This window comes from Jiangella endophytica (genome assembly GCF_003427025.1).
In the GTDB taxonomy this organism is placed as follows: Bacteria; Actinomycetota; Actinomycetes; order Jiangellales; family Jiangellaceae; genus Jiangella; species Jiangella endophytica.
The window spans coordinates 14,076-31,020 of record NZ_QVAI01000001.1; the positions used below are offsets into that span (position 1 = coordinate 14,076).

The window sequence follows — 16,945 nt, forward strand, 5'->3', positions numbered from 1 at the left end:
GCTGAACGCCAATTCGCTAAGCCGATAAGGGCTATAAATGTCATCAGGAAACTCAATGACGAGGGGAAGCCCGTGTTCGATCCGGTGCATCTGCGGACATTCCTGGCGGTGGCGTCGACGCTGAACTTCACCCAGGCGGCGCAGCAGCTGGGCATCAGCCAGCCCAGCGTCAGCCAGCACGTCCGGCGGCTCGAGGAGGCGGCCGGCCGCCAGCTGCTGCTGCGCGACACCCGTGCCGTCACGCTCACCGACAACGGCGAGGCGATGGCCGGCTTCGCCCGCTCGATCCTCGCCGCCCACGACGAGGCGGCCAGCTACTTCACCGGGACGGCCATGCGCGGCCGGCTCCGCTTCGGCGCGGCCGACGACCTCGCGCTGGCCCAGCTGCCCGCCGCCCTGCGCGCGTTCCGGCAGCTGCACCCGCGGATCAACCTGGAGCTGACGGTCACCCAGACCCGCACGCTGATGCGCCGGCTGGAGGCCAACCAGCTCGACCTCGTCTTCATCAAGGAGTTCCCCGACGAGACCGTCGGCCGCGTCGTGCGCCGCGACCGTCTCGTCTGGATCGGGCTGCCCGGCACCCAGGTGCGTCCCGATGAGCCGATTCCGCTGATCACCTACACCGCGCCGTCGGTCAGCCGGGTGACGGCGCTGCGGGTGCTCGCGGAGTCCGGGCGCAGCTGGAAGATCACCTGCAAGACACTGGAGGTCAACGGCGTCCTGGCCGCGGCCCGCGCCGGCATCGGCGTCGCGGTCTTCCCCAGCAGCCTGGTCCCCGCCGACCTCCAGGCCCTGCCCGCCTCGGTCGGCCTGCCCGAACTCGGCGACATCGACTTCACGCTGCTGTCGAACCCGCGTTCCCCGGTCGAGCCCGTCGAGGCGCTCACCTCGGCCATCCTCGGCCAGCCGTTCGCCGCCCGCTCCTCCGCACCGGCACCCGCGCCCACGCCCGCGTCGAGCTGATCGGCGGGCGGCCCCCGCCGGGCGCCGACCCCGTCGGAGTGTGATCGGAGGTGTCGACCCCGGCGCCGCTTGTTGGCGCCGGTGTCTACAGCGCGACGAAGAACTCCTGGCCGAGTGCCGGACTCGCCGCCCGGAGCCTCGGCAGCGCGCTCACCAGGTGATGGCGGCCTTGACGAAGCCCGGCTCCTTGCCGACGAGGGCGGCGAAGGCGGTGTCGACCTCGTCCAATCCGTACCGGTGGGTGATCAGGGTGCCGATGTCGATGCGGCCGGCGGCGACCAGGTCGATGCCGCGCCGGACGCTGTCGCGCAGGCGGGCGCGATCGCGCACGTGGGCGTTGACGACGTCGATGGCCTTCCAGTTCCAGGCGTGCAGATCGACGGTGCGGGGGCCCTGGTGGTAGCCCATGATCGACAGCACGCCGTGCGGCCGCACCAGCGTCGTCGCGAGATCGAGGCCCGGCGCGGTCCCGGACGCCTCGACGGCGACGTCGAAGGCGTCGTCGTAGGGCGGGCCGGACGTCTCGCCCGGCGCCAGGGCGGCGTCGGCACCGTGCACCAGCGCCTGCTCGCGCGCGTCCGGCCGCGGGTCGATCGCCACCACCTGACGCGTCCCCGCGTGCCGCAGCAGCTGCAGGAGCACCAGGCCCATGAACCCGGTCCCGACGACGGCGACGCGGTCGCCGGTGTCGAGCCGGGTGCGGCGCAGCGCCTCGACGACGCAGCCGAGCGGCTCGCCGAGGGCCTCGGCCGGTTCCACGCCGGGCGGCACGACGACGAGGTCGCGGACGTCGGCGATGCAGTGGTCGGCGAACGACGCGTCGACCCGGCCGGTGACGACGTCGCCGACGTGCACCGCCGCGACCTCGGGGCCGACGGCGACGACCTCACCCACCGGCTCGTGCCCCAGCGCCAGCGGCACGTCGGCCACGGCGGGGCCCGCCGACCACTCCGCCACCTCGCTGGCGCACACGCCGCTGACCAGCACCCGAAGCAGCACCTCGCCGTACCCCGGCTCCGGCAGTTCCACGGACCGCACGGCCGAGGTCCGCGCGCCGGCCAGCTCACTGCGCCGCGTCGTCACCATCGCCCTCACCGCGCCGGGTATGCGATGGTCGACATCAGCGCGTTGGCCGCCTGCCGCGAATCCAGCCGGGTGTGCTGCACCACGACCGGCACGTCGCTGTGCAGCACGATGCTGTAGTCGACGCCGGCTGGGACGCCGAGCTCGCCGAGCTGCTGGTGGAACGCCCGGCGCGCCGGGACGGGCAGGACGTGCGGCCCGTCGGGCTCGCGGTCGGTGAAGTACACCCACAGCTCGACGGCCGCGTCGGCCGGCCCGGTGTTGAGGATGCAGACGCTCTCGTGACTGGCCAGCGCCGGGTCGTCGCCGCTGCTGCCCGGCGGGATGTACCCGTCGGCGACCACCCACACCGTCGAACCGATCGACGACACCACGGAAGCCTCCTTGTGAGTCAGAAGTCGTTGGCGCTCTTGGCCATCAGCCCGCCGTCGCAGACCAGGTGTGATCCGGTCACGTACGACGACTCGTCCGACAGCAGCCACAGCACCGCCGCGGCCACCTCGTCGGGGCGGCCGAGCCGCCCGAGCGGGACCTGGGTCGCGGCCGCCGCCCGCAGCCGCGCGACGGCATCGGCCCGCTCGGCGGCGGGCACCCCGGTCGTCAGCATCGCGGTGTCGGTCGCACCGGGCACGACGGCGTTGACGCGGATGCCGTGCGGCGCGTAGTCCAGCGCCGCCGACCGGACGAACGCCGACACCCCGCCCTTCGAGGCCGCGTAGGCGCTGTTGCCGCCGCCGGCATGCCCGACGAACGCGGCGGGCGACGACGTGCAGACGAGGGAGCCGCCGCGTCCGGCCGCGACGAGCCGGCGCAGCGCCTCGCGGCAGGTCAGGAACACGCCGACCAGGTTGACGGCGACGACGCGCTCCCAGTCGGGCACGGCGAACGAATGCACCGGCGCGTTGACCTCGACGCCGGCGTTGGCGAACACCGCGCCGGGGTCGCCGACCGCGGCCGACACCGCGTCGAACGCCGCCGTCACGGACGTCTCCGAGGACACGTCGCAGGCCACGGCCACCGCACCGCCCGCGCCCGCCTCGAGGGCTGACGCCGCGGCTGCGGACGCCGCCGACGAGTCCACGTCGAGCGCCGCCACCCGCGCACCCCGTGCGGCCGCCGCCAGCAGCACCGCCCGGCCGATGCCGGACCCGGCCCCGGTGACGGCGACCGTCTCAGCCCACATCGTGGCCGCCCGGCCCGTCCGGCCCGTCCGGCGCGAGGTGGATGTGGATGTGCTGCTCGACGGCGTCCAGCACGGTCTCGCGATCGCCGGCGCGCAGCACGTCGAGCAGCTCCTGGTGCTGCCTGGCGACGTCGCCGGGGTCGGCGTGCGCCGGGGCGTCGCGGCGGAAGTACGCGCGCACCCGCGGCTGGATCGTCTTCCACATCTGCAGGCAGTGCCGCTGCTCGGAACGGGTGATGACCAGCTCGTGGAAGCGGATGTCGAGGTCGGCCAGCCGCTCGGCCTCGCCGTCGGCGGCCGCGACCAGCATGTCGTCGACCAGCCGCTGCAGGGCGTCGAGGTCGTCGTCGGTCAGCTTGCCCAGCGCCTTGCCGAAGGCGAAGCGCTCCAGCGTGATGCGGATCGGCACCAGCACCTGCTCGACCTCGTCCTGCGAGACGCCGAGCACCTCGCTGCCGCGGTACGGATAGGACGCGATCAGCCCCTCCTGCTCGAGCTGGCGCAGGGCCTCGCGGATGGGGGCGCGGCTGGTGCCCAGCTCGGCGGCGAGGTCGAGTTCGACCAGCCGGTCGCCCGGCTTGAGCCGGCCGCTGGTGATCGCCTCGCGCAGGATCTCGGCGACGTGCTCGCGCCGCGACAGGCTCGGGACCCGTCGCAACCCCAGCCCGCTCACGGGTACCTCCGACCTCTGATGGCGTCCATGGCCATGATCCTAGAGCATATGAGCGACTGTCGACAATCGGCCGTCGACCCTGCTACGGTCCCGCTCTACGAAATCCACCGGTCATCCCGACGAACCGAGGAGCCGACCATGAACCTGCGTCACCGTGGGGCCGCGCTGGTCGCGGCGGGTGCCGTCGTCACCGCGCTGGCCGCGTGCAGCAGCAGCGAGTCCGCCCGCCCGGAGGAACCGGCGGCCGACGACGCCGCGGTTGCTGCCGCCGAGGAGGCCGCGCTCGCGGCCGCCGGCGGTGAGGAGCTCGGCGGCAGCGTGACGATGCTCGGCGTGCTGGGCGGCGAGGAGCTCGACGCGTTCCTCAGCGTGGTCGCGCCGTTCGAGGACGCCACCGGCATCGAGGTGCGCTACGAGGGCACCCGCGACTTCGCCGCCGTCCTGCAGACCCGCGTCGACGGCGGCAACCCGCCCGACCTCGTCGCCACGCCGGCCATCGGCGAGATGGCGGCGCTGGCGGAGCAGGATGCGCTCGTCGACCTCCGGACGGTGGTCGACGACGCCGTGCTCACCGCGAACTACCCGGCCAGCATGCTCGAGACCGGGACCGCCGGCGGCGAGCTGTTCGGCCTGTACAACACCGTCAACCTGGGCGGGCTGATCTGGTACGACCCGAAGCGCTACGACGGGCCGACCGACCCGGCCAGCTGGGACGAGCTGCAGACGTGGGCCCGCGAGAAAGCGGGCGCCGGTGAGACGCCGTGGTGTGTCGGGCTGGAGAGCGGCGCCGCCAGCGGCTGGCCGGCCGCGGACTTCATCGACGAGATCCTGCTCCGCCAGGCCGGCCCGGAGTTCCACCGGGCCTGGCGCGAGGGAGCCGAGCCGTGGACGTCGCCGCAGGTCGAGCAGGCCTACGAGACATACGGCGAGATGATCGCCGACGGCATGGTCTACGGCGGCACGACGACGGTGCTCAGTACGGACTTCTCCCAGGCCGCCAACCCGATGTTCGCGCCGGAGCCTGGCTGCTACCTGCTCCAGCAGGCGACGTTCATGGGCGGCATCATCGCCGACGCGTTCCCCGACCTGGCGCCGGGCGAGGACCTCGACTTCTTCCCCGCGCCGGACTTCAGCCCGGAGCATCCGGGCATCCGATCGATCTCCGGCGAGATCCTCGGCCTGATCACCGAGACGCCGCAGGCGGCCGCGCTGACCCGGTACCTCGCGTCCACCGAGGCGGGGACGCTGATCGCCGCGACGGGCCGTTGGCTGTCGCCGAACGTGACGGTGCCGGCCGACGCCTACGAGGACCCGTTCCTGCGCCGCGCCAACGAGGTGCTGACCTCGGCGGAGGCGACCTATCCGCTGGGCAACTCGCTGATGCCGCAGACCGAGGTGGACGCGTTCTGGCAGTCCGGGCTGGCGTTCGCCCAGGACCCGGGTGATCTCACCGCGATCCTGCAGGGCATCGAGGACGCCCGGGGATGATCGCCGACCGCATCGTTCTCACCCTGGCGGCGACGGCCGTGATCGTCGTCGCCGGCTGGGCCTACCTGCGCCTCGGCGACCGGGCCCTGGCGGCGCTGCCGCGCGGTGCGTACCGGCGGCTGGTGCCGTGGCTGTTCGCCGGCCCGGCCGTCGCCATGGTGCTGCTGGCGCTCGCCTTCCCCGCCGCCGTCACGGTCGGGTGGAGCTTCGTCGACGCCGACGGCGGGTTCGCGGGGTTCGCCAACTACGTGCAGACGCTGTCCGACGAGGTCACCCGCATCGCGCTGCGCAACACCGTCCTCTGGGTGGTGCTGCTGCCGTCGCTCGCGGTGCTGGTCGGGCTGGCCATCGCCGTGCTGGCCGAGCGGGTCCGCTACGGCGCGCTGGTCAAGGCCGCGCTCTTCCTGCCCATCGCGATCTCGGCCGTCGCGGCCGGGGTGATCTGGAGCTTCATGTACGACTACCAGCCGCCCGGCGCCGCGCAGACCGCGACCCTGAACGCCGTCGTGACGGCGCTGGGCGGCGAGCCGGTCGCGTGGATCGTCGACACCGCGACGAACAACTACGCGCTGATCGGCGCCACGCTGTGGACGCAGGCCGGGTTCGCGATGGTGATCTTCGACGCGGCGCTGCGCTCGGTGCCGGGTGAGCTGCTGGAGGCCGCCCGGCTGGACGGAGCGTCGGAGTGGAAGGCGTTCCGGCACGTCACACTGCCGTTCCTGGTGCCGACGGTCGTGGTCGTGGCGACGACGATGACGGTGACCGCGCTCAAGGCGTTCGACATCGTCTACGTGATGACCAACGGCAACTACGGCACCGACGTGCTGTCGACGGTCATGTACCGGGCGCTGTTCACGGCCAAGGACAACGGGCTGGCCGGCGCCGTCGCGACGATCCTCATGCTCACCGTCGTGCCGATCATGGTCTTCAACGTGCGGCAGTTCCGCCGCGAGACCGGGGTCGCGTGATGGGGGCGGCACGGCTGCGGGCGGTGTGGTGGCGGCGGATCCCGGTGCACGTGGTCGTCGTGGGCGTCGCCGTGATCTGGGCGGTCCCGCTGCTCGGCCTGGTGGTCAGCGCGTTCCGGCCGTCGTGGGCGGTGCTGTCGTCGGGCTGGTGGGAGTCGTTCGCGCTGCCCGGCGACTACACGCTGGAGAACTACCGCCGGGTGCTCGACCGCGACGGCATGGCGTTGAGCCTGTTCAACAGTCTCGCGGTGGTGGTGCCGGCGACGGTGCTGACGGTGGCGCTCGGCGCGGCCGCGGCATACGCGCTGGCCGGGATGCGGTTCCGGCTGCGCAGCGCGGTGCTGCTGACGATCGTCGCGCTGATCATCGTGCCGATCCAGATCACGCTGGTGCCGTTGCTGCGGGTGTTCAACCTGCTGGACCTCACCGGCAGCTTCCTCGGCATCTGGCTGGTGCACCTCGGCTTCGGGCTGCCGTTCGCGGTCTACCTGCTGCACAACTTCTTCGCCGCGATCCCGCGCGAACTGTTCGAGGCGGCCGAGATGGACGGCGCGAGCCGTGGCCAGATCTTCTTCTCGATCGTGCTGCCGGTGGCCCGTCCCGCGCTGGCCGCGCTGGCCATCTTCGACTTCGTGTGGACGTGGAACGACCTGCTGGTCGCGCTGATCTTCCTCGGCGGGTTCCGCGACGTCGCGCCGATGACCGTCGCGGTGTCGCAGCTGGTCGCGTCGCGCGGCGACGGCTGGGAGATCCTCACGTCCGCCGCCGTGCTCTCCGTGCTGGTGCCGATGGCCGTGTTCGTCGCGCTGCAACGGCACTTCGTCCGCGGCCTGCTGGCCGGCGTCTCGAAAGGATGACCTGACCCATGACCTTGCGGATCGGCTTCGGCCGGACGGACCTCACCCCGCCGCTGGGCGTCGAGCTGGCCGGCTTCGGCCCGTTCCTGCGCCGCCGGGCCACGTCGGTGCACGCGCCGCTGTACGCGCGCGCCGTCGCGGTGACGGGCCCTGGAGCCGGCTCAGGCGGCGGCCGGTGGGTGCTGGTGAGCTGCGACCTGCTGGGGATCGCGGCCGACGTGGTCGACGACGTGGTCGCGCGGGTGGCCGACGCGACCGGCTGGCGGCCGGACGAGGTCGTCGTCCACGCCACTCACAACCACTCCGGTCCGGGGACCGTCGAGAACGTCGGCTGGGGCGCGCCGGACGAGCTGTACGTCGCCCGGCTGCCCGAGCTGATCGCGACGGCCGGCATCGCCGCGGTCGCCGCGCTGGCGCCGGCGACGGTGCGGGAGGCCGTCGTCCCGCTGGACGGGTTCGCGCACAACCGGATGCTGCCGCGGCGCGGGCTGACGAACGCGCGAGCGCTGGAGGGCAGCTGGACCGAGCCGGACCCGTCCCTGGTCGACCAGGGTGTGCACGTGCTGCGGGTCGACCACGACGGCGCGCTGGCCGGGTTCGTCGCGTCGTACTCCTGCCATCCGGTGATCTGCTGCGAGGAGACGTCGGCCGTGCACGGCGACTTCCCTGGCGAGGCGCTGCGGATCGTCGAAGCTGCGCATCCGGGCGCGACCGGCGTGTTCCTGCAGGGCGCGCTCGGCGACCTCAACCCGCTGTACGCGCACGGCCCGGCCGACGAGTCGCTGGTCGCGCTGGAGCTGTTCGCCGGCCGGTTCGCCGACGCCGTCTCGGCCGGGCTCGCGTCGGCCGCGCCGCTCGGCGCGGACTCCGTGGCGGTCGTCAAGCAGGAGATCCCGTACGAGCTGGCCCCGTACGACATCGACGAGCTGCGCCGACGCCGCGACAAGGCGTACGACGCGCTGGCCGCCGACCCGCAGGCCGGCGTCGCGTACGTGTCGCTGCGCCGCACCGTCGCCGCGCTCGAGGCCGGCCGGGACGTGCGGCGGCCGCTCTGGGTGCACGCGCTGCGGCTCGGCCCGCTGACCCTGCTCGGCTACAACGTCGAGGTCTTCCACGGCATCAAACGCCGGTTGGCCGACGCGCTGGGTGAGCACTGCCTGGTGTTGTCGACCACGAACGGCTGGCTGGGCTACGCGCCGACGCACGACGCGTACGAGGCCCCGGCCGATCCGTACCCCGCGTACGAGGTGCCGATCATCGCCTGTCACCTGCCGTTCCGTCCGGACATCGAGGACGACCTCGTGGCGGCGGGTGTGCGGGCGGCCGGTCTCGTCGCCGGCGCCGGCGACCCGGACTGGTGGCGCGGCGCCGTCGTCTACGAGTGCCACCTGCCCAGCTTCCGCGACGGGTCCGGCGACGGCATCGGCGACCTGGAAGGGCTGATCGAGGGCCTGGACTACCTGCGCGACCTGGGCGTCGACGCCGTCTGGACCGGGCCGTTCTACCGCTCGCCGCTGCTCGACCAGGGCTTCGACGTGTCCGACTACCTGGACGTCGAGCCGGTGTTCGGGACGCTGGAGACGTTCGACCGGCTGGTGGCCGCGGCGCACGAGCGGGGCATCAGGGTGATCGTCGACTACATCCCGAACCACACGTCCGACCAGCACCCGTGGTTCGTCGCGTCGCGCTCGTCGCGCGACGACCCGAAGCGGGACTGGTACGTCTGGCGCGACGTGCCGAACAACTGGACCAGCGAGGCCGGCGGGTCGGTGTGGGAGTACGACGCGCCGACCGGGCAGTACTACCTGCACTCGCACCTGGTCGAGCAGCCGGACCTGAACTGGCGGAACCCGCAGGTGCGGGCGGCGTTGCTGGACGTGCTGCGGTTCTGGCTGGACCGGGGCGCGGACGGCGTGCGGATCGACGTCGCGCACATGCTGCTGAAGGACCCGGAGTTCCGCGACAATCCCGAGGCGCCCGGCGGGCACCACAACGAGTTCGACCTGCAGCATCCCGACTTCGGCACCCAGCTGCACGTCCATGATCGGCGGCACCCGGACACCTTCGCCGCGCTGGCCGAGATCCGGGCGGTCGCCGACGAATACGCGGGCGGCCGCGTGACGATCGCCGAGATCGAGGCGATGCCGTGGCCGGACTGGGCCGAGTACTACGCCGCCGGCATGCACCTGCCGTTCCCGTTCCGGCTGCTGGAGACGCACTGGCGGGCCGACCTGCTGCGCGCGGAGCTGGAGGGGCTGTACGCGGCGCTGCCCGACGGCGCCTGGCCGATCGTCGCGTTGGGCAACCACGACCGCGTCCGGCTGGCCACCCGGCTCGGCCGTCCGCAGGCGCGGGTCGCGGCTGTGCTGCTGCTCACCCTGGCCGCGACGCCGTGCCTGCTCTACGCCGACGAACTGGGCATGACCGACCAGCCGGTGCCGTTGCAGCGCCAGCGCGACTACTTCGCCCGCACCCACGGCGGCGTGAGCCGCGACCCGTCGCGGACCCCGCTGCCCTGGACCGACGGCGTCAACGGCGGGTTCTCCTCCGCTGCCGAGTCGTCGCTGTGGTTGCCGGTGTCGCACGACGTCGCGACGCTCAACGCGGCCGCTCAGCTGGCCGATCCGGCGTCGATGCTGCGGCTGTACCGGGCGCTGACCCGGCTTCGGCATGCGTCGCCGGCACTGCGGCGCGGGTCGATCGCCTTCGCCGACGCGACGGCGTCGGTGCTCGCCTACACCCGCACCGCGGGGAGCGACCGGAAGCTCGTTCTGCTCAACCTGGCCGACCGGCCGGCGACGGTGCCGGTCGCGGTGACCGGCCGGGTGCTGGTGTCGACGGCTTCGCCCGGTGGCGCCCCGGCGCGCCGGGTGTCCGGGACGGAGTTCGTGCTGGCCGCCGACGAGGCGGTCGTCATCGACGTGGAGAGGGACCATGCGGATCACTGACATCAAGGCGGCCGGGCTGCGCGGCGCGACCCCGAAGGGCGGCTGGGCGCGCGAGCTGGACCCGGACGACAACGTCCACACGCTGGTCGCCGTGCACACCGACGAGGGGGTCGTCGGCGTCGGCAGCGTGTTCTCCAGCGAGTCGCTGGTCCGCGCGGCGCTGGACCAACTGCGCCCGCTCGCCGTCGGCGCCGATCCTCGGGAGCCGGACCGGGTCAGCCAGATCCTGCACGAGAACACCTTCTGGCTGGGCCGCGGTGGCGCGATCACGCACGCCGTCAGCGGCGTCGACATCGCGCTGTGGGACATCCTCGGCCAGGTCACCGGGCTGCCCGTGAGCACGCTCCTGGGCGGGCGGTACCGCGAGCGGGTCCGGCCGTACGCGTCGGTCCTGATGGACGACCCGCCGGTGCTGAAGGACGACCTCGCCCGGCTGGTGGCGCTCGGGTTCACCGCGTTCAAGATCGGCTGGGGCTCGTTCGGCCGGGCGAGCGACGCGGTCGACGAGGAGATCGTGCGGGCCGCGCGCGAGACCGTCGGGCCGGACGCGCTGCTGGCCGTCGACGCCGGCGGGTCCGACGCGTTCTGGGCGCGCGGGCTGTCGTGGGCGGTGCGGACGGCGGACATGCTGGCCGGCTACGACGTCGCCTGGTTCGAGGAGGCGCTGCGCCCGGACGACGTCGACGGCTTCGCCGAGCTGCGGCGGCGCTCGCCGGTGCCGATCTCCGGCGGCGAGGTGCTGACCCGGCGGCAGGACTTCCACCGGTTCCTCACCGCGGGCGCGTTCGACATCGTGCAGCCCGACACCACCAAGGGCGGCGGGCTCTCGGAGTCGCGCCGGGTGGCCTGGCTGGCCGCCGAGTTCGGCGTCGGGTTCGTCCCGCACGGCTGGAACACCGCCGTCGGGCTGGCCGCTGATCTGCAGCTGGCGGCGGCGCTGCCCGGCACCGAGCTGGTCGAGTACAAGACCGGGTCGGCCTACATCGACGAACTGGCCGCGGGCGGCTTCGCGCTGGACGCCGACGGCCTGCTGCCGGTGCCGTCGACGCCGGGGCTGGGCCTGCGGCTCGACGACGACGCGTTGGAGCGGTACGCGCCGGGCCACGACCTGTTCGCGCCGGGGGCTGGTCGATGAGCGCCGTCGCGCTGCCCGCCGTGCTGGGCGGCGACCCCGTCCTCACCCCGGCGAACGAGCCGGTGTGGCCGGAGGTCGGCGGTGTCGAGAGCGCGTTTCTCGCCGAGGTCACCGACAGCGGGCAGTGGGTCGGGTACGCGAACCACCCGGCGAAGTGGCGAGCGGTGCTCGAGCAGGTCGTCGCGGACACCACCGGGTATCGCTACGGCGTCGGCCAGCCCAACGGCACGCTCGCCATCGCGAGCGGGCTGCGGGCGCAGCTGCACGCCCGGGGCGGCTCGTGGGCGCGGGAACGCGACGAGGTGCTGGTGGCGGACCTCACGCACGCGTCCGCGCACCACGGCGTCACGCTGGGGGTGGCCGCTCAGCTGGGCCGGGCGCCGCGGCTGGTGCCGATCCCGGCCAAGCTGGACGCGACGATGGACGAGGAGGTCGCGGCGGCCTACCTGGCCCAGCACGCCGACCGGGTGCTGGCCGTCGTCCCCGCGACGATGTACGGCAACTTCGGCGCGATCGGCCGGTTCGCGTCGCTGGGCCGGGAGCACGACGTCGCCGTCCACCACGACAACGCGCTCGGCGGCGCGGCCCGGTACGACGGCCCCGGCGCCCCGACGGCGTCGCTGTCGGGCCAGGGCGGCGGCAAGGCGGCGCCGTCCTGCGAGGGTGGCCTGACGCTGACCGACGACCCGGAGCTGGCCGCGCTGCTGCGCGCCGACACCGACTGCGGCACCGGGCCCGGCCGGCTCGACCCGATCCCGTACGCCGAGGTCGGGCCGATGATGGCCGGCAACCAGCGGATGGGGGAGCAGCCGGCGGCGCTGCTGCTCGTGCAGTGGCTTCGTGCGCTGCACGCCCGGCTGCTGATGCGGGAGAACCGCCGGCTGATCCGTGCGCTGATCGCCGACCCCGGTCTGTTCCCCGTCCCTGTGCTCTGGAACCCGCCGCCGGACGCCGAGTACCCGCCGTTCTTCGCGCTCTACCTGTCCTGCACCGACGCCCTGGAGCAGGAGCTCGGGCTGACGCCGAAGGACCTGCGGGTGACGCTGGCCGCGGAAGGGATCTGGGCCGAGGCCGGCTTCACGCCGACGCACCTTGACCCGGCGTGGCGGCACTGGGCCGACGGCGTGCCGCTGTCCTATGACGTGTCGGCGCGAGTGGTCGAGCGGGCGGTGTTCGTGCACACGAAGTTCCTGCGCGACCCGCGGTTCCCGGAGGTGCTGGGCGAGATCCTCCGGCGGGTGGTCGCGCACCGGGACCGGCTGCGCGGCATCGGCGACGGGCGGCCGGAACCGGTGTGGTGAGCTCACTTCGGCGGGAGGCCGCCGGCGAAGCCGAGTCCGCGGCCGACCCAGCGGCGCAGATCGTCCTCCTCGGCGAGCGCGGCGGCGTCGACCACCAGCCAGCCCTTCATCGGGCGGCCGGTCATGTCGAACAGCTTCGCGCCCGGCTCGCCGAGGGCCGCCTCGTGCTCGTCGGCAGGTAGCCGGACCAGCAGGTCGTCGTGGTGGACCCCACAGGCCATGTTGCCGTTGACCAGGAACGCGATGCCGCCGAACATCCGCTTCTCGGTGACGTCCAGGCGTTCGGCGACGATCTCGCGGATGCGGGCGGCCAGTCCTTCGTCGTAGGCCATGGGATCAGCCTGCCAGCCGCGCGGCGTCGCCGGCGTCGCGGCTGGTGGTGACGTGGCTGGTGGTGGCGCCGCCGGGCGCGCGTTCGTCGCCGGTGCCGCCGAGGACGACCACGGCGTCGTGGGCGTAGGCCTGCCGCATACCGTCAATGGTGCCCGATAGGTTCTGCGCATGGGCAGGGTGCTGTGGCACGTGACGATGTCGGTCGACGGTTTCATCGCCGGGCCGGAGCACGACATGGACTGGGTGTTCGAGCAGCCGGCCCCGCCGGAGGCCTCGGCCGACGTGGTGCCGCGCGTGGGCGCGATCCTCTGCGGCCGGCACACCTACGACGTCGGGCAGCGCGACGTGGGCAAGGGCAGCGGCGAGGCGTTCGAGGGGGCGTGGTCCGGCCCGGAGTTCGTGCTGACGACCCACCGGCCCGAGCCGCCGTCGGCCGGGACGCGCACGTTCCTGTCCGGTGACATCCGCGCCGCGGTGGCGACGGCGCTGGCCGCGGCCGGCGAGGGCGACCTGCTGGTGCTGGGCGCCGACGTCGCGCTGCAGTGCGTCGAGGCGGGGCTGGTCGACGACCTGCTCGTGCACATCGCCCCGCTGCTGCTCGGCGACGGCGTCCGGCTCTACGGCGGGCCCGGCCGCGAGCGTGTCGACCTCGAACTCGTCGAGGCGACCGGCACCGTGCTGCGCTACCGAGTGCTCAGGCCGTAGGAGGATCCCTGGCGTGGACCTTCTGGTGGCAGTGTCGGGTTCGGTGTTCGCGTTGGTGGGCGTGCTCCTCGGCGGGTTGATCGCCGCGCGGTCGCAGCGCCGGTCCCAGGAGGCGCAGAACGCGTTCCTGCTGCGGAGCGAACGCCGTGACGCGCTCGTGGGCCTTCTCGCGTCCGTGCGCGGCTACCGCCGCTTCCTCATGTACGCCGACGTGCGGTTCGAGACGGTCCCGCCGAGCGACGTCAGCAAGGGAACCGTCCTGGTCGAGGGACGTCAGCCCTACGACGCGGCGATGGACGAGGCCGTGAGCCGGCTGCTCATCGTGACCGGCTCCGCGACGGTCATCGAGGAGGCCGACCGGCTGCGCAGGAGGATCAACGAGTTCATGGTGATCCGTGCCGAGTACGGCCGCGGCGCGATCCCGAACGAGGTGATCCGCGAGTTCCGCGACGCCGAGCATCGCTTCGCCGAGCTGGCCCGCGCCGAGCTGGAGCGGCCGGCGTGAGCGGGGCCGTGCTCAGGCCGTGGCCGCCCGCGGAGGCGAGACCGAACCCTCCAGTGTCTGCGTGCAGGGCAGCAGGATCTGCCGCTCGTAGTCGCCGTGCGGGTCGGTGATCAGCGACGTCAGCAGCCGGACCGCGCGCCGCCCCATGGCGTTGCGCGGCACCCGCAGCGTCGCCCACTCGCGCCCGCCGGACTCGGCTCCCGGGTCGTCGACCAGCACGACCACTGACAGATCGTCGGGAATCGACAGCCCGCGCAGGCTCGCCATCGCGGTCAGCACGCGCAGCAGCGCCGCCGACTCGATCATCACGACGGTGGTGCCGGCGGCCAGGCAGGCGTCCAGCCACTGTGCCGTCAGCTCCTCGGGCCGTTCGAACGCCGGCGTCGGTATCGGCAGCCCGAACCGGCCGAGCGCGCTGCTGAACCCCTCCCACCGGTCGATCTGCGGCTCGTCGCGCAGCGTCTCTCCGAGGTAGGCGAAGGTGCGGTGGCCCATGGCGACCAGCTCGTCGACGATCTGGACGGTGGCCGAGCGGTAGTCGCCGCCGACGTAGGCGATATCGGCGCCCGGCACCTCGCGGTGCCCGATGTACACGAACGGGTGGCCGTCGGCGGCCAGCCGGGCGAGGTCGTCGCGGTGGGTGTGGTGGCCGAGCAGCAGGCTGCCGGTGGCCTGGCGCAGGCTGTTGACGCGGCCCTGGTAGATGCGCCGGACGCCGTCTTCGTCCTGCGCCGCGGTGAACAGCACCAGGTTGTGCCCCTCGGCGCCGGCCTGCTCCTCGATGCCGCGCAGGAACTCGAAGTAGTAGTCGCGGGCGCTGGTCGGGAAGATCGGCTCGAACGTGTGGACGCCGAGCAGCAGCGGCAGCGTCTCGGGGCCCGGCATCTGCCAGGCGACCGTCCGCGGCTGGACGCTCGCGACGTAGTTCAGCCGGCGGGCCGCCTCGACCACCCGGCGCTGCGTCTCGGGCGAGATGCGGGCATGCTCGCCGGCGCCGGTGAGCACCACGGACACCGTCGACTGCGAGACGCCGGCCTCGCGGGCGACGTCGGCCTGTCGCGAACGGCGGCTCGCCGCAGTGTCTTCCGAGTTCGTCACCGCTGTGTCACCCCCGTGTTCAGTGTGCGGCCGGCTGGGTCAGGATGGCGCCGCCGAGTTCGAGGTCGCGCCGGAGCGCGGTGTACTCGACGTCCTGGCACGCGACCTTATCGGTGATCGACAGTGCCGCGGCGACACCGGCGGCCTCGCCGAGCATCATGAACACCGGCTCCATGCGGGCCGACGCGAAGGCGATGTGCGAGGCGGAGATGGCCGAGGCGACGAGCAGGTTGGAGCACTCGCCGGCCCGCGGCACCAGAGCCTGGTAGGAGACGCCGAACGGGGCGGCCAGCGGCTGCTGCACGTTGCCCTCGTTGCGCGGCTGCCCGTCGACGAGCACCCGCTTGGCGTTGTGGGAGTCCATGACGTACGAGGCCAGCGCCACCGGGTCGGCCGCCCGGGCCGCGCCGGTGGCGTCGTGCTGGGTGATGACGTAGCCGGACACCATGCGCCGCGCCTCGCGGATGTACAGCTGCGCCGGCCAGTGCGAGCTGTCGGTGAACTCGCCCGGCGCCAGCCCGAACCGGTTGGTCGAGTGGCGGACCGCCGCCGGCAGCCGCGGGTCGGTGGCCAGGAAGTGCAGCAGACCGGCCTGGTAGCGGACGTGGTCCTGGAAGATCTCCTCGCGCCGGGCGTAGTCGCCCTCGGGCCAGTCGTGGTTCGCGCCGATGTGGTCCGACGAGAACGCGCCGTGGTTGTTCATGTCGTGGACGTCGCCGTGCACGAGTGTGGTGCGGCCGAACAGTTCGTAGCCGCCGGCCTCGACGTAGCGGCGCAGCAGCTCGTAGCGGTCAGGGTCGTAGCCGGCCGGCCGCGGGAACGGCAGGCGGTCCGGCCCGGTGCTGACGTGCAGCCGGAAGTTGTAGGCCTGGATACGCTGATCGCCGTCGCCGACCTCGCCGTACGCGTCGGGCGTGATGCCCGGGAGCAGTCCGGACGCCGGATCGCCCGGCACGAGGTAGGGGTCGACCGGCAGCTGGAACTGGTGGTTGACGCTGTGCTGGACGCCCGCCGCCGGTTCGTCGTAGACCGCCGACGACTCGCGCCCCAGCGCGTAGGTGACGCCGGCCGCGGCCAGCAGGTCGCCCTCGTAGGAGGCGTCGACGTAGACCTTCGCGCGGTACCCGCTGCCGTCGTCGGTGCGCAGTTCGGTGATGCGCTCGCCGTCGCGCTCGACCGACGCCAGGTGCCGCCGCCGGTGCACCGTGACCCCTGCCTCGGCCAGCCAGCGCTCGAAGATCTGCTCGCCGACGTGCGCCTCGACGTCCCAGTGCGGCGCGGGCGCCCCGTAGGCCGTCGCGACGTCGTCGTAGAACGCCCGGGCCAGGCCGCCGACGGTGCGTGCGTCGCCGACGTCGGTGGTGCCGAGCCCGCCCGTCGTCATGCCGCCGACGTGGTCGCCGAAGGCCAGCAGCACCACCGACAGCCCGCCGCGGGCTGCCCGGACCGCCGCGGTGACGCCGCCCGACGTGGCGCCGTACACGACGACGTCGGCCTCGGCGTCCTCGGGCGGGCCGGCGGGCGGATGGTGGTAGCGCAGACCGGGCAACGCGGGTTCGGACGTCATGGATGAGGTTCTAGCATCAGCAGGTGATGGTTGTCTATCGCTGATATTGGCAAACCGATCTTCGGCCCGCACGGTGGAGAGTTTCCTCTTGACATCGGCTGGGGACGTGGCTGTAGCGTGACCGAAACATTGTGGCGG

17 protein-coding genes are annotated in these 16,945 nt (G+C 73.2%); 9 read left to right on the forward strand and 8 right to left on the reverse strand.

Annotation, left to right across the window (positions count from 1 at the left end; genetic code table 11):
• Nucleotides 1–72 precede the first annotated feature (72 nt).
• Nucleotides 73–963 carry a LysR substrate-binding domain-containing protein gene (locus DZA62_RS00065; RefSeq protein WP_116946770.1) on the forward strand — a complete coding sequence of 297 codons (891 nt, stop codon included), beginning with the start codon at nt 73–75 and terminating at the stop codon, nt 961–963.
• Between the two features lie 150 nt (nt 964–1,113).
• Here DZA62_RS00065 and DZA62_RS00070 read toward each other — a convergent pair whose 3' ends face one another.
• From DZA62_RS00070 to DZA62_RS00085, 4 genes are read right to left on the reverse strand one after another with little or no spacing between them, the layout of a single operon-like run.
• The gene (locus DZA62_RS00070) at nt 1,114–2,049 is read right to left on the reverse strand and encodes an alcohol dehydrogenase catalytic domain-containing protein (protein WP_116946771.1); all 936 of its coding nucleotides are present in this window, start codon (nt 2,047–2,049) and stop codon (nt 1,114–1,116) included.
• Nucleotides 2,050–2,054: 5 nt separating this feature from the next.
• The gene (locus DZA62_RS00075; protein WP_408618033.1) at nt 2,055–2,417 is read right to left on the reverse strand and encodes a sensory rhodopsin transducer; all 363 of its coding nucleotides are present in this window, start codon (nt 2,415–2,417) and stop codon (nt 2,055–2,057) included.
• A gap of 20 nt (nt 2,418–2,437) precedes the next feature.
• Nucleotides 2,438–3,229, reverse strand: coding sequence for an SDR family NAD(P)-dependent oxidoreductase (locus DZA62_RS00080; RefSeq protein ID WP_116946773.1), 792 nt, complete (start codon nt 3,227–3,229; stop codon nt 2,438–2,440).
• Nucleotides 3,219–3,902 carry a GntR family transcriptional regulator gene (locus DZA62_RS00085; RefSeq protein WP_116946774.1) on the reverse strand — a complete coding sequence of 228 codons (684 nt, stop codon included), beginning with the start codon at nt 3,900–3,902 and terminating at the stop codon, nt 3,219–3,221. The genes DZA62_RS00080 and DZA62_RS00085 overlap by 11 nt, the downstream gene beginning before the upstream one ends.
• Nucleotides 3,903–4,040: 138 nt before the next feature.
• Here DZA62_RS00085 and DZA62_RS00090 point away from each other — a divergent pair, with 138 nt between their 5' ends.
• From DZA62_RS00090 to DZA62_RS00115, 6 genes are read left to right on the forward strand one after another with little or no spacing between them, the layout of a single operon-like run.
• Nucleotides 4,041–5,390, forward strand: a complete 1,350-nt coding sequence (locus DZA62_RS00090) for an ABC transporter substrate-binding protein (RefSeq protein WP_157987376.1) — start codon at nt 4,041–4,043, stop codon at nt 5,388–5,390.
• Nucleotides 5,387–6,358 (forward strand): carbohydrate ABC transporter permease, encoded by a 972-nt coding sequence (locus DZA62_RS00095; RefSeq protein ID WP_116946776.1) that lies wholly within the window; start codon nt 5,387–5,389, stop codon nt 6,356–6,358. The genes DZA62_RS00090 and DZA62_RS00095 overlap by 4 nt, the downstream gene beginning before the upstream one ends.
• Nucleotides 6,358–7,215, forward strand: a complete 858-nt coding sequence (locus DZA62_RS00100) for a carbohydrate ABC transporter permease (protein ID WP_116946777.1) — start codon at nt 6,358–6,360, stop codon at nt 7,213–7,215. Before DZA62_RS00095 ends, DZA62_RS00100 begins: the two co-directional genes overlap by 1 nt.
• Before the next feature lie 8 nt (nt 7,216–7,223).
• A complete protein-coding gene (locus tag DZA62_RS00105) occupies nt 7,224–10,163 on the forward strand; it encodes a neutral/alkaline non-lysosomal ceramidase N-terminal domain-containing protein (RefSeq protein WP_116946778.1) in 2,940 nt (979 codons plus the stop codon).
• Entirely contained in the window at nt 10,150–11,298 is a 1,149-nt protein-coding gene (locus DZA62_RS00110) for a mandelate racemase/muconate lactonizing enzyme family protein (RefSeq protein WP_116946779.1), read from the forward strand. The genes DZA62_RS00105 and DZA62_RS00110 overlap by 14 nt, the downstream gene beginning before the upstream one ends.
• On the forward strand, nt 11,295–12,599 hold the full coding sequence (locus DZA62_RS00115; protein ID WP_116946780.1) for a DegT/DnrJ/EryC1/StrS family aminotransferase: 1,305 nt from the start codon (nt 11,295–11,297) through the stop codon (nt 12,597–12,599). The genes DZA62_RS00110 and DZA62_RS00115 overlap by 4 nt, the downstream gene beginning before the upstream one ends.
• 2 nt (nt 12,600–12,601) lie before the next feature.
• Here the strand turns inward: DZA62_RS00115 and DZA62_RS00120 are convergent, their stop codons facing one another.
• On the reverse strand, nt 12,602–12,931 hold the full coding sequence (locus DZA62_RS00120) for a TfoX/Sxy family protein (RefSeq protein ID WP_116946781.1): 330 nt from the start codon (nt 12,929–12,931) through the stop codon (nt 12,602–12,604).
• Nucleotides 12,932–12,935: 4 nt separating this feature from the next.
• Nucleotides 12,936–13,070 (reverse strand): hypothetical protein, encoded by a 135-nt coding sequence (locus tag DZA62_RS37100; RefSeq protein ID WP_269813825.1) that lies wholly within the window; start codon nt 13,068–13,070, stop codon nt 12,936–12,938.
• Nucleotides 13,071–13,100: 30 nt separating this feature from the next.
• Between DZA62_RS37100 and DZA62_RS00125 the strand changes: the two genes are divergently transcribed.
• Entirely contained in the window at nt 13,101–13,637 is a 537-nt protein-coding gene (locus DZA62_RS00125; RefSeq protein ID WP_116946782.1) for a dihydrofolate reductase family protein, read from the forward strand.
• Between the two features lie 13 nt (nt 13,638–13,650).
• On the forward strand, nt 13,651–14,142 hold the full coding sequence (locus DZA62_RS00130) for a hypothetical protein (RefSeq protein ID WP_157987377.1): 492 nt from the start codon (nt 13,651–13,653) through the stop codon (nt 14,140–14,142).
• 12 nt (nt 14,143–14,154) lie between these two features.
• On the opposite strand, the gene DZA62_RS00135 is transcribed toward DZA62_RS00130, so the two are convergent.
• Nucleotides 14,155–15,240 (reverse strand): LacI family DNA-binding transcriptional regulator, encoded by a 1,086-nt coding sequence (locus DZA62_RS00135; protein ID WP_116946784.1) that lies wholly within the window; start codon nt 15,238–15,240, stop codon nt 14,155–14,157.
• 19 nt (nt 15,241–15,259) lie between these two features.
• A complete protein-coding gene (locus DZA62_RS00140) occupies nt 15,260–16,807 on the reverse strand; it encodes an FAD-dependent oxidoreductase (protein WP_157987378.1) in 1,548 nt (515 codons plus the stop codon).
• Between the last annotated feature and the right edge of the window lie 138 nt (nt 16,808–16,945).

What these genes read in the sequence shown, in the direction of transcription:
- DZA62_RS00080 (WP_116946773.1), bottom strand. Translation starts at nt 3,229, where the DNA reads ATGTGGGCTGAGACGGTCGCCGTCACCGGGGCCGGGTCCGGCATCGGC.
- DZA62_RS00125 (WP_116946782.1), top strand. Translation starts at nt 13,101, where the DNA reads ATGGGCAGGGTGCTGTGGCACGTGACGATGTCGGTCGACGGTTTCATC.
- DZA62_RS00110 (WP_116946779.1), top strand. Translation starts at nt 10,150, where the DNA reads ATGCGGATCACTGACATCAAGGCGGCCGGGCTGCGCGGCGCGACCCCG.
- DZA62_RS00105 (WP_116946778.1), top strand. Translation starts at nt 7,224, where the DNA reads ATGACCTTGCGGATCGGCTTCGGCCGGACGGACCTCACCCCGCCGCTG.
- DZA62_RS00090 (WP_157987376.1), top strand. Translation starts at nt 4,041, where the DNA reads ATGAACCTGCGTCACCGTGGGGCCGCGCTGGTCGCGGCGGGTGCCGTC.
- DZA62_RS00115 (WP_116946780.1), top strand. Translation starts at nt 11,295, where the DNA reads ATGAGCGCCGTCGCGCTGCCCGCCGTGCTGGGCGGCGACCCCGTCCTC.
- DZA62_RS37100 (WP_269813825.1), bottom strand. Translation starts at nt 13,070, where the DNA reads ATGCGGCAGGCCTACGCCCACGACGCCGTGGTCGTCCTCGGCGGCACC.
- DZA62_RS00095 (WP_116946776.1), top strand. Translation starts at nt 5,387, where the DNA reads ATGATCGCCGACCGCATCGTTCTCACCCTGGCGGCGACGGCCGTGATC.
- DZA62_RS00120 (WP_116946781.1), bottom strand. Translation starts at nt 12,931, where the DNA reads ATGGCCTACGACGAAGGACTGGCCGCCCGCATCCGCGAGATCGTCGCC.
- DZA62_RS00100 (WP_116946777.1), top strand. Translation starts at nt 6,358, where the DNA reads ATGGGGGCGGCACGGCTGCGGGCGGTGTGGTGGCGGCGGATCCCGGTG.
- DZA62_RS00140 (WP_157987378.1), bottom strand. Translation starts at nt 16,807, where the DNA reads ATGACGTCCGAACCCGCGTTGCCCGGTCTGCGCTACCACCATCCGCCC.
- DZA62_RS00070 (WP_116946771.1), bottom strand. Translation starts at nt 2,049, where the DNA reads ATGGTGACGACGCGGCGCAGTGAGCTGGCCGGCGCGCGGACCTCGGCC.